Annotated in this window: 14 protein-coding genes; 8 read left to right on the top strand and 6 right to left on the bottom strand. The window is 40.2% G+C overall.

Translation table 11 applies throughout. From position 1 onward, the window contains the following. Window positions 1-430: hypothetical protein (locus BMX22_RS16655; RefSeq protein WP_177173048.1), on the top strand; the 430-nt coding region annotated here is incomplete at its 5' end. A gap of 131 nt (window positions 431-561) precedes the next feature. Here the strand turns inward: BMX22_RS16655 and BMX22_RS15245 are convergent. The 5 genes from BMX22_RS15245 to BMX22_RS15260 are packed head-to-tail and all read right to left on the bottom strand — an operon-like array spanning window position 562 to window position 3711. Beyond that, window positions 562-1131: a recombinase family protein gene (locus BMX22_RS15245; protein WP_074743466.1), complete on the bottom strand. Its 570-nt coding sequence runs from the start codon at window positions 1129-1131 to the stop codon at window positions 562-564. Continuing rightward, window positions 1131-2099, bottom strand: a complete 969-nt coding sequence (locus tag BMX22_RS15250; RefSeq protein WP_074743468.1) for a class II glutamine amidotransferase — start codon at window positions 2097-2099, stop codon at window positions 1131-1133. The genes BMX22_RS15245 and BMX22_RS15250 overlap by 1 nt, the downstream gene beginning before the upstream one ends. Before the next feature lie 4 nt (window positions 2100-2103). Next, on the bottom strand, window positions 2104-2262 hold the full coding sequence (locus BMX22_RS16660; RefSeq protein ID WP_177173049.1) for a hypothetical protein: 159 nt from the start codon (window positions 2260-2262) through the stop codon (window positions 2104-2106). Window position 2263: 1 nt separating this feature from the next. Then, the gene (locus tag BMX22_RS15255) at window positions 2264-3373 is read right to left on the bottom strand and encodes an amidoligase family protein (protein ID WP_074743470.1); all 1110 of its coding nucleotides are present in this window, start codon (window positions 3371-3373) and stop codon (window positions 2264-2266) included. 53 nt (window positions 3374-3426) lie between these two features. Further along, window positions 3427-3711: a DUF960 domain-containing protein gene (locus tag BMX22_RS15260; protein WP_074743472.1), complete on the bottom strand. Its 285-nt coding sequence runs from the start codon at window positions 3709-3711 to the stop codon at window positions 3427-3429. A gap of 294 nt (window positions 3712-4005) precedes the next feature. Here BMX22_RS15260 and BMX22_RS15265 point away from each other — a divergent pair, with 294 nt between their 5' ends. From BMX22_RS15265 to BMX22_RS17090, 6 genes are all read left to right on the top strand, one after another. Continuing rightward, on the top strand, window positions 4006-4197 hold the full coding sequence (locus BMX22_RS15265; RefSeq protein WP_074743474.1) for a dockerin type I domain-containing protein: 192 nt from the start codon (window positions 4006-4008) through the stop codon (window positions 4195-4197). A 390-nt stretch (window positions 4198-4587) separates the two neighbouring features. Beyond that, complete coding sequence (locus BMX22_RS15270) at window positions 4588-4860, top strand: hypothetical protein (protein WP_074743475.1); 273 nt, start codon at window positions 4588-4590, stop codon at window positions 4858-4860. Further along, window positions 4848-5363 (top strand): relaxase/mobilization nuclease domain-containing protein, encoded by a 516-nt coding sequence (locus BMX22_RS15275; RefSeq protein ID WP_074743477.1) that lies wholly within the window; start codon window positions 4848-4850, stop codon window positions 5361-5363. The genes BMX22_RS15270 and BMX22_RS15275 overlap by 13 nt, the downstream gene beginning before the upstream one ends. A 307-nt stretch (window positions 5364-5670) precedes the next feature. Further along, window positions 5671-5883 carry a Fic family protein gene (locus BMX22_RS15280; protein ID WP_318259784.1) on the top strand — a complete coding sequence of 71 codons (213 nt, stop codon included), beginning with the start codon at window positions 5671-5673 and terminating at the stop codon, window positions 5881-5883. 99 nt (window positions 5884-5982) lie between these two features. Further along, the gene (locus tag BMX22_RS15285) at window positions 5983-6327 is read left to right on the top strand and encodes a hypothetical protein (RefSeq protein WP_143055561.1); all 345 of its coding nucleotides are present in this window, start codon (window positions 5983-5985) and stop codon (window positions 6325-6327) included. After that, a complete protein-coding gene (locus BMX22_RS17090; RefSeq protein ID WP_413777963.1) occupies window positions 6320-6664 on the top strand; it encodes a relaxase/mobilization nuclease domain-containing protein in 345 nt (114 codons plus the stop codon). The genes BMX22_RS15285 and BMX22_RS17090 overlap by 8 nt, the downstream gene beginning before the upstream one ends. A gap of 73 nt (window positions 6665-6737) precedes the next feature. Here the strand turns inward: BMX22_RS17090 and BMX22_RS15295 are convergent, their stop codons facing one another. Next, window positions 6738-8615, bottom strand: coding sequence for a leucine-rich repeat protein (locus tag BMX22_RS15295; RefSeq protein ID WP_074743483.1), 1878 nt, complete (start codon window positions 8613-8615; stop codon window positions 6738-6740). Window positions 8616-9581: 966 nt separating this feature from the next. Between BMX22_RS15295 and BMX22_RS15300 the strand changes: the two genes are divergently transcribed. Next, window positions 9582-11005 (top strand): type I restriction-modification system subunit M (locus BMX22_RS15300; protein ID WP_074743485.1); only part of this gene is annotated, 1424 nt, incomplete at its 3' end.

An 11005-nucleotide genomic window follows, 5' to 3' on the forward strand; every position in this document is an offset into this window, starting at 1 on the left:
GGACAGTCATTCAGTCGTTGATCTCAAAAGCGAGATCGAGAAGCAACTCTCAGAGAGAAATCAGCTTTACCGCACATCCGAAGAAATAATAGACGCCTTGAAGGAAAACAAACAGCCTGTTTATGCTTCGTTTAAGGCGTCTAAGCTTTTCTATCTGTACTTCGGCTGGAATCCTGACGGAGTCGGTACACGTTTCAGATACGGCTGCGAAGAGATACCCGTTTACATATATTTCAACAAGTATTACTTCAATAACTCTGACCACAGACTGGTATTATACCGCCGCAGAACTGACGGAAATAACGGATACAGATTAGGTTCAAGAGGACATTTCAAATCCTTATCATTTTTCGGAAAGCTCTCATGGGACAGCGAAAGAAAAATGATAGATGCAATTCCGCTTATTATTACAAATATGGGAGATAGATAGTGGGAGCCGGTTTAATCCGGCTCCGTTTCATTTCAATAGGGTGGCGTTTTTTATTGCAATATTTCAAAAGCAGAAAAACCACTTGTATGAAATAGTTTTTCTGTATTTCAATAGACCATGGTCTATTGAAACTATATTCTTCGCTCATATTCCCTGAGCCTGCGGTAGAAAGTATTGGTTCGCAGTCCCATTTCTTTCTGAAACCATACAGCAGTAATAGTACCAGACTTCCACTGCTCGTACAGTTGACCGAACTTTACCCAGTCGATAGGTAAAGGTTGTCTTCCTTTGTATTTTCCTTGAGACTTGGCTATGGCTATACCCTCACGCTGACGCTGTAATGTCTGTTCTCGTTCGAGCTCTGAGAGTGCCGCGAAGATAGACAGCACAAAGCGTCCTTGCGGAGTGTTGGTATCAATGTTCTCCTTGCTGCTGACAAGAGTAACCTTCTTCCGCTGAAGTACATCGATGATGTTGAGCAGATCTCGGGTAGATCTTCCAAGCCTGCTGATACTCTCAATGTATAGGGTATCGCCCTCGCGGACGTATTCGAGCATAGCTTTCAGCTCGGGACGGTCAGTATTCTTGCCTGATATTTTCTCAGCGAAGATACGCTCTACCTGATACTGCTTCATCAGTGCTTCCTGACGGGCGGTCTCCTGATGTTCAGTTGAGACGCGGATATATCCAATCTTTCCCATCAAAACACCTCACAGTATTTCTTGTACATATCCTCGCCACACATATATTTTACTTCAGCTAGCACCTCATGGAGCAGGTCATGGTCGGCAAGCATATCCTCGATTTCGTCACAAGAATAGCCGTACTCAAGCAGAAGCTCAACATCTGAGCTGTCCACTCCGTAGCATCCGCAGTACGATAGAAGCAACTCCTCATGCAGTCCATAGTACGGCTCTTCATCATACCAGCCCATATACTTTGAGCGGTATAATTTCGGCTCAAACTGAGAGCGAGTGATAACTCCATTCTTGTCGATGCGAAGGATATCCCCCTCGTCAGTTTCCACACGCTCCATTGCGAATTTGTGAAGTCCTACCTGCTTCAAAGCTTTTTTCATGATGCTTTCGGTGGAAGCGTATACATACAGCCCAAGCACTGGAAAGTGCAGCAGACACATCGGGTTGCTTCCTTTTATAATATATAAGCTATTATGCTCGTCAAGTACGGTAAACGTGAAGTTGCCCTCGATAGTCTCAGCCATGTACTTGAGACTGTCGAAGTTCAGCATCTGCTGTGCTTCAATAAGCTGACATGCTGCGTAACTATCCGTCTCAATATATGTATCGGGGATAAGCTTGTCCTTTCGGAGTTCCTTATCGTTCCACAGAACTCCGTTGTGAGCAAATGCGAAGTCCATATCTGCGTGACCTAAAAAGGGATGGTTATTGTAGTTGAACTTCTCATCCCCCTGCGTTGTCATGCGGGTGTGACCCATGACCGCTCTCGTTCCGTCAGGCGGATTGAAGTGAAGCTTGTGAGCAGGTTTCGGGCGCTTGTAAATAACTACCTCGCCGTCCCTCACATAGCTGATACCAGCTGCGTCAGTGCCGCGCTCTTCGGCAGCATTAGCAAGTGCCTGCGTAAATTTTCTCATCATTCTGTGCGGCATAATACCCTGATAATCGAGCCAGCCAAATAATGAACACATAGTTTTAGTCCTCCTTTTCGTTGTTAAATGGCAGCTCCAAGACATTTCCTGCCGCACCTGCTCCGCCTGCTATAAGTGCGATAATACCTATAATCTTTATAATGTCTCGGATGTCCTGCTCAGTCTCTTTGTCAATATCAAAAATATCAGATAAAAGTCCCACGTCACATATCCTCCTCAGTATTAATATCCTCGTTTATGTACAACATACGTTCTTTAAGATACTGGATAAGTTCAGGCTCGGTAAGCGTGCATACGAACTCGCTCCAACTCATATTCGCGATACCTTCATCAGTAAGATTAATGGAAATATCGCAGATTGCATTGACCAGTTCAAGAGCCGCAATAAGAGTGTTATGTTTTAGCGTACCGCGGAACAACCTGAATTCAATGGTTGCGTAGTTCATTAAATTCACTGCAGCGTACCTGCCGTTGTTTCCTTTCTTAGCCTTGTCGAGAATCTCACGTCCTGTTTTTTCATAGCCATAACGAGCTGCCCAGCGGTTCATAGAATATTCAGAACGGCGGCTGAACTTCAGGAGCTCTGCCCAATGTGTCTCTACAAAGAACAATATACGGCTAATTACCTCATCTTGTTCTTCATGCGTATCTCCGAGACAGCTCCTGTTGACGTGTATATGCAGACCGCATGTGCTTGTCTGATGTGAGCGATATCCCAGAGATATAGCCTTTTTCATTATTTCTTCCCACTGATAATTCTTGTGGTAGACAAGGCTCATTGGATGAGTTACAAGCTCCATTCCATCATCTAATGAGCCGTCACCCTTAATGTAGATATGTTCCTCGCCCCTGTTTGCGATAGCAAGTATCTCGTCAGCGTTATCACTATCCTTGCCTGCTCCGTCAATTTCAAGTTCAATGCCAAAATACCGCTTAGAATCGCCGTAGAATACAGGCTCAGGCTTGAATCCGTAATCGTGGATAGAGCGGTTCTTATCGACTTCATCGTGATAGCATTCACAGCAATAATCATACCCGTCGAGGTGGTATGCATCATCCTCATGGAGTAGGGCATCACAGCAACTGCATCTTGTGTAGTGATTCTCGTAGCAATGACGACAGAGTGTGGTGTATTCATCTCCGTAACTGTCTTCAGTCCAAATAACCTCACCGCAGCGCTCGCAGCTTGTGGTATGGTGCTCATAACAATCTGTGCAGACTATCTCGCCGTTTATTTCTTCATAGTCTTCTTCCTCGTCGATAAGTGCTCCGCAGTGGGAGCAGTATAACGCATTTTTGTTCTTGTCTTCCATTCGTTAAACCTCCATAAATAGCGATAGCCAGCCCCGAAGGGCTGGCATTACTTTTAATATTCACTTGATAAGAGCATAGTGCTGTGGTCACCATCATCAATGATGTACAGCTTTTCTGTGATAGGTGTATCAGACGGAAGCAGGTATACTTTACGGTATTCCGGTTCCTCACTCCGGTGAGTGATAGACTGCATACATCCTACCTGCTCAAGGTCGAATACCTGCAAATAGTCTTTTGGAGCAGGCATATGCTCAACACAATCCCATAGGAACAGTTGTATTTTCAACGGTATGGTGCTGTCAACTCCGCAAGTCAAATAGCGCTTAGTTCCAGGCATTTTTTGATCCTCCTTTATATTAATTTTGAATACACGCGCAATGTATCCGTTAAAATAATATACATATAGAAAATCAAAATAATAGGAATATATTGTGGAACACGCTAAAAATGCTTTTTTTGTAATGAAAAAAATTATATCACAATATAATTATATATATTTACAAAATTGGAATAATAGGAATTTGGTTGCATAATCGAGGTTTTTATACGAGAAATGACAGAGAAACACTTTATCTTTACGCTTTTTTGTTCTATAATTAGTGTATAAAAATTCCAAATTGGAGGTTTTTAGATGAAATTGAGGAAAATCATCGCGGTGGCAATGGCTCTGACCGATGCCGAGAAAAATGCGGCTGATGTGAACAAGGACGGAAACATCTATTCCAAGGATGCTTCGACTGTGCTTCAGTACTATGCTTACACTTCAACAGGTGGAAAAGATACAATTGAGGTTTATCTCGGATATGAGACGGCTTCTGTCTGAGAAATAAGAGGTAAATATGTTATAAAGAATCCGCCCATAACGGGCGGATTTTCATTTATATAATGGGGAGAATACTGATGATAAATTGAAAAAAGTATTACTATATGTTAATCTGGAGCGAAGCGACCTGTATTAAATTAGCTCTAAGTAGTATTGTAGAAGTATTCATAGGATAGATTTGTATGGGGTGTGTGAATTTGTGTGTGTCTTCATACTCCTCAACTTGCTTGTTGCATCATTATTCTATACTATCTTGCTTCCTAATACTACTGCATCTTCTCTAGTCTATCTTCCTCGCTCATCCTCATCTTCACACTTCATTGAGCTAGACTAGTCCGGTTACTTCATACCCTCTGGATTAATTATAATATAGTGAAAGGAAATACACAAATGAGAAAACCTGAAGAAAAGAAAACTGTGCGACGTACGGTGCTTATGACAAAGGACACTGACAATGATATCATTCGTGAAGCTAAAGAACGTGGTATCAAACCCAATGCTGTGATGAACGAAAGACTGATACACCATAAAACAGACAACACACCATCTAAGATGGCGGAGTTTCAGGACTTTGCCAATGAGGCAATAAGAATGATTAAACCATATTCGGAAAAAGATGCAAAGTTGCTAGAAAGGAAGGCTAATAAGTTATGGACATTCTGACTCAAAAACGAATAACCGATAATGGAGACGGAGCAGGTTACTTCAGACACTGCGTTAATTATGTATACAAGGACAAGCTTGAACCTGGGGAAAAACGTATACTGACCAAAGGCTATGGTGTTTGTGATACAAATAGAAGTCATACCTTTGATCAGATGTATGGTGTGAAAGAATACTTCGGAAAAACTGGCGATAATCCAGTTATGCACCTTGTTGTGTCTTATGATAAAAGCAAGGTATATGATGCAATAACAGCCTGCAATCTTACAGAGATAATCGCACAGCACCTGAGAAAGAATTACCAGGTGATCACAGCAGTACACCAGGAAAATCAGGGAGGTTCACTCTACCATGCTCATTTAGTTGTAAACACTGTGGATATCTATACTGGAAAGCTATATCACAGCGGCATTTATGAACTTGGGCAGTTAGCAATATTCATTCACAACTTAACCGGTAACTTCTGCAAAACTGAAATCAAGTACGAAGATCCGAAGAAATAATAATGCTTTATAGAAGAGCGAACAGGAAAGATTATAACGACAATTCTGAATATGAATGCAAACAGTTGTATTGATATTAGTACCTCCCCGCTATGGGGAGGATGCTGTTTGCTGACCTTTGAGGTTGGTGATAATGCAAATAACAAAGAAGTTACCGCTGAAGTGACCAGCTAGTCGTAACAATGGATGATGATTTTATAATCACCTTTTATTATATTTCTAGATGGTAATATGATGATTATTATTTGAGCCTTTCATTCAGTTGATGCAAACTCTCAATCAGGAGTAAGATTCAATCACCAACTATATTGACAAAGGATTAGCTCCTGAGAGCAAGATAATTGATACCATGAATAAGAGCCTTGACGTGTTTAACAACAATGATATTGATATCTTCATGAGGATAGCCGTATTCCATTACCTGTTCGGATATATACATCCATTCTATGACGGTAATGGCAGAACGAGCCGATTCATCAGCAGCTATTTGTTGTCGCGTCAGCTCAATCCGCTTATATGATACCGACTGTCATATACAGTAAAGGAAAACATCTCAAAATACTATAAAGATTTTGAAGTGTGTAACGCTCCTCACAACAAAGCAGAACTCTCGCCGTTTGTGGAGATGTTTCTTGATATCGTCGAGAAATCACTGCAACAGTTGCTGGAAACTCTTGAAGAGAAGAAGCATAAATGGGAATACTACTGTCAGCGCATCGGAAGCTTACCTGCTGCTGATAAGAACGATATGTCCCATCTGTACGGACTCCTTATTCAGGCAGCGTTATTCTCAAATATTGGCATCTCCCGTGAAGAACTCCTCACTCAGTTACAACTCTCAGAGAATACTTTACGGAGCAGGCTGAGACTTATACCTGATAAGCTGCTTATTGAGAACCGTCAGAAAGGCAGGAAGTATTATCTTCTTGATCTTGATGCGGCTGATAAACTTTTTGATGTGTAATAATGTATTTGCCGCCTTTGAGGCGGCAATTAGTTTATACAGTTATTGTTTTAAAACAACTCACAGACAAAAGGTTCAATGTGTTCTCTTATGGTATGGGCGGGAGTGTGCTCGATATTTTTTCAACCGTTTTCAGCTCTTGTACTGCACACACCAGAAAGATACCAACTGCGGCAGTATGCATACTCACATTATCATTAACGCTGTTAGCTATTTAAATGGGCAGATGATTGTTACAGGGTATGAGGAGATGAATGCTTTCTGTCAGCACGTTGCTCAAGTAACCGGGCAGAAGTGTTGGTTCTATTTTGATAATAAGGCTGTATATAACGGCTGAAGGCAGAAAAAGACCGCTCTAGTGTTGAGAGCGGTCAGTTGAATAATATGAATTGTAAATTATAAATCTCTTACTACGCGCGAAGCGGAAGATCGGTAGACTTGTATATTCCTGCATCAACTTGCTGAATAATAAATGCATCCTTAGCGGTTACACCTGCTATTCCGTCAACATCTGCATTTGAAATGCCTTGTGATTTCAGTTCATATTTGTCGCGGTTTCCAAGATGTTGTAATATCGCAACAGCATCTGCGATAGATACTTTGTTATCACAATTTGCATCGCCATAAGATGTTGTGGTTTTTGTAGTTGTTATAGGGGTGGCTTCTATGGCTATAAATGTTCTGTCAAACTTTTGGGCATAACCTTCTGCTGTAGATCCTTCATATCCTTTTAAAATAACACTATTAATGTTTTCACTTGGTTTATTAGAATTACAAATTGTACTGTTAGATTCTTTTATAGCACATTTGGGATTTAATATAATGACTTCTTTTAAGTTAGCACAATTAAAAAACGCACCATCCTCAATTCTTATAACTGACTTAGGGATGGTAATTGTGTTAAGTCCTGTAAAATGAAAGGCATATGCTTCAATGCTTATAACTGAATCAGGGATTTCTACTGATGTTAAAGATAGGCAACCAGTAAAAGTAGATTTATAAATACGAGTTATTGAATTAGGTAAAGAAATGGAAGTTAGACTGTCGCAATATGAAAAAGCATCTTCTCCAATACTTGTAACTGATTCAGGTATAGTTATAGATGTAAGGCTCCTACAATTGTAAAATGCTTTTTTATCAATGCTATAAACTTTATTTGGTATAGAAATAGACGTTAGATTTCTACAATCTTCAAAAACGCTTGATTTAATAGTTGTAATTGAATCTGGAAGTGTTATGGAGGTTAAGCTTGTGCATTTTTGAAAAGCACTAGGACCTATGATTGTAACTGAATTAGGAATAGAAATTGAGGTTAAGTTTGGACAATCATAAAAACCTTTTAAAGTTGTTACTCCTTCAGATATAACTACTGTTATTATTTTATCCTTGTATTCTTTCCAAGGTGTATAATCATAATTCATTTCTCCTGTACCGTTTATACTTAATCTACCATTAACATCAAGAGTATAGGTTATATTGTCACCGCATTTTCCACTGTCAACTATATCATTAGTTGCTATAGTAGTTGTACTTGTTGTAGTAGTTGTGGATGTTGTAGTGGTAGTAGTTTTTGATGTAGTAGTTGTTGTAGTAGTTGTAGTAGTAGTAGTAGTTGTTGTTGTTGTTGTTGATACTGAACCTGAAGGTATTGATGTAACTAGTACATTACCAGATTCCAAATCTATAAAATTATATCCACTTTCTATAGCATAATTATGAGCTTTTGATTTTTTATAACCATATATAATTCCTGAAAAACCATTGCCGTTTGAAATAGTAGATCCTTTTTTCATTATTGCATTATCAATTATTTCACAAGAAGGATTATAAATATATATTGATTCTAATTTTTCGCAACCAAAAAAAGCATTTGCGCCTATTTTTTTTACACTTTTAGGAATAGATACTGTTTTTAGTTTTGTAAAAGCAAAAGCCCCTCCCATAAGTGAACCGTCGTCAATTAGTATAACAGTATCTGGTATTGTTATTTCAGAAACATTAGTTGAGGTTAAAGCATTTCCACCAATCCCTAAAACAGGATATCCGTCAATACTTGATCTTATTCCATTAAATAGAAGAGAGTTAAAAGCACCTGAGATATTTTTATTTCCAAAACCCTCTGCTATAGCATAACCTTTATCCGGTAATACTTTATATGCAAATCCGTTATCATTAACATAATAATCATTTGTCTTACTTGCACCATATGAATTTATTGTTCTGCTACTAGGAATTAGCAAAGTAACAAGCATTATTGCCAACGAGAAAGACAGTATTCTTCTAATCATAAAAACAACTCCTATCTTTGAAAAAAGATATTAGATTTTACCGAATATAACAAATAATGAACGTTCTAAGCCAATTATGTGAGGGCTGCCTTTGGAAAATTGAGTGAGACAGTGTAGATTTTTAGATTCTCTATCACCTCTTTTCATGTTTTGATTTGCAAATTGAATATCCATTATTTAATATTCCTGCTGAAATCGAAACTATCATACCAGCTGGTCATCCTCAGATTCCTTGGGCAATAATGGAGAGAGCTAGGACAGAAAAAGATAATACAGCTGTTTTACCAGTTCGAATCAAGCATTCTTTGGTGGAATATCCGGCTAATTCCATTTTTGTAAACTGATAAATTAACAATGCAATTATTGTAATTGAGCCAACAACTCCCATACTGCATTTAGTTGAGATGTTAATACAATTCTATGATTTTGATAAGTACATCATCTATTTGCTTTCCATCCTCTAAGACCGCCTCTGGAGAAGCAATTTTTTATGCTTTCCTTGCGTTGATAGAAGCTATAAGTCCAAGTTTATATGGACATTTTAAACACTTCACCATTTCCCCCTCCGAATAATAACATTCCTTTCTAGGAATGATATAATTGGTGTTGTAAAGTGTCAAAAAATTCAGCAATTTACGGCACACCAAATGTATGTTTGATATGTATTATTTTACTATAATTCCACTTAGTTTTCAATAAAATTTGATAAACATTAATAAAATAGACATTAAAATCATCATTTTAAACAATCAATACTAAGTTGGTATAGTAGTAATGACGATAAACCCCGTTATTTCTATAACAAGCTACAATAATTTGTAATTGATGCCATATTCTTTAGTGTTTATCCCGCCCCACTTGGGGCGGAAAAATGTTTCTTTTATCGTGTTTATATTGACATTTTGCACTATTTGTGGTAAAATGTAAATTGAATTATTATACATTCTACCGTAAGGAGTAACAAATATGGCAAATGAAAGATTTACAGTAGTCGGAACAAATATCGCTGAGAAAGCGACTATGATATGGAACGTAGCCGATATGCTGCGCGGACCGTTCAAGCCGCATGAATACGGTCTCGTTATACTTCCTATGACGGTAGTGAAGCGCTTTCACGACTGTCTGCTGCCTACGCATGACGCAGTGCTGAAGGAATACGAAAGCAAGAAGAACTTCGCAGTTATCGACGGATTTCTCACCAAGGCTTCCGGCTATCAGTTTTATAATACAAGCAAATACACATTCGACCTGCTCTGCGCTGATCCGGACAACATTGAGGCAAACTTCCGTGACTACCTCGCAGGCTTCTCCGCTAACGTACAGGACGTGCTTGCAAAGTTCGATTTCAATGCAATAATCAACCGTATGGTGGAGAGCAACACACTCTACCTCGTTATCAAGGAATTCAATTCGCAGAAGGGCTACCTCGGTCCTGATAAGATAAGCGCAGTTGACTGCGGCTATATGTTCGAGGACCTGGTAAAGCGTTTCTCTGAGTCTTTCGGCGAGGAGGCAGGAGCACACTTCACCAGCCGTGACGTTATCTACCTTATGACAGACCTGCTCCTCTCGGACGCTGACCTGTCTCAGGGCGGTAATGTGACAGTATACGATATGGCTATGGGTACAAGTCAGATGCTCAGCTGTATGGAGGAGCGTATCCACGACCTCAACTCCGATATGGACGTAACCTGCTTCGGTCAGGAGTTCAACCCCTCCACATTCGCTATCGCAAAGGCTGATATGATGATACGCGGCGGCGATCCCAACAATATGCGCTACGGCGATACTCTGTCCGAAGATCAGTTCAGCGGATACCAGTTCCAGTACATTATATCGAATCCGCCTTTCGGTATCGACTGGAAGCGTGAGCAGAAGGCTGTTGAAGCAGAAGCCAAGAAGGGCGAGCTGGGACGTTTTGCTCCGGGACTTCCGAAAATATCGGACGGTCAGCAGCTCTTTGTGCTGAACGGTCTTTCAAAGCTGGCTCAGAACGGCAAAATGGCGATAGTACAGAACGGCTCTCCCCTGTTCTCAGGTGACGCAGGCAGCGGACCTTCCGAGATTCGCCGCTACATACTTGAAAATGACTGGCTGGACGCTATAATCCAGCTATCCACGGATATGTTCATGAATACGGGTATCAGCACATATATCTGGGTGCTGAGCAAGAACAAGCCTGCCTACCGTGCAGGAAAGGTGCAGCTCATCGACGCTTCACACTGCGGAGAACAGCGCAGGAAGTCTATCGGATTCAAGCGCTATGATATAACCGACCTATGCCGCGAGCTTATCGTGAAGGCTTACGGCGAGTTCAAGAATGATGCCATATACGGCGAAAAGGACGGCATCTACTGCCACAGCAAGATATTCGACAACGAGGAATTCGG

The organism is Ruminococcus sp. YRD2003, from assembly GCA_900109435.1.
Lineage (GTDB): Bacteria > Bacillota > Clostridia > Oscillospirales > Ruminococcaceae > Ruminococcus > Ruminococcus flavefaciens_G.

Excerpts from the sequence above, each read along its gene's own strand:
- BMX22_RS15260 (WP_074743472.1), bottom strand. The coding sequence starts at position 3,711 with ATGCCTGGAACTAAGCGCTATTTGACTTGCGGAGTTGACAGCACCATA.
- BMX22_RS15245 (WP_074743466.1), bottom strand. The coding sequence starts at position 1,131 with ATGGGAAAGATTGGATATATCCGCGTCTCAACTGAACATCAGGAGACC.
- BMX22_RS15265 (WP_074743474.1), top strand. The coding sequence starts at position 4,006 with ATGAAATTGAGGAAAATCATCGCGGTGGCAATGGCTCTGACCGATGCC.
- BMX22_RS17090 (WP_413777963.1), top strand. The coding sequence starts at position 6,320 with ATGTGTAATAATGTATTTGCCGCCTTTGAGGCGGCAATTAGTTTATAC.
- BMX22_RS15295 (WP_074743483.1), bottom strand. The coding sequence starts at position 8,615 with ATGATTAGAAGAATACTGTCTTTCTCGTTGGCAATAATGCTTGTTACT.
- BMX22_RS15275 (WP_074743477.1), top strand. The coding sequence starts at position 4,848 with ATGGACATTCTGACTCAAAAACGAATAACCGATAATGGAGACGGAGCA.
- BMX22_RS15250 (WP_074743468.1), bottom strand. The coding sequence starts at position 2,099 with ATGTGTTCATTATTTGGCTGGCTCGATTATCAGGGTATTATGCCGCAC.
- BMX22_RS15255 (WP_074743470.1), bottom strand. The coding sequence starts at position 3,373 with ATGGAAGACAAGAACAAAAATGCGTTATACTGCTCCCACTGCGGAGCA.
- BMX22_RS15270 (WP_074743475.1), top strand. The coding sequence starts at position 4,588 with ATGAGAAAACCTGAAGAAAAGAAAACTGTGCGACGTACGGTGCTTATG.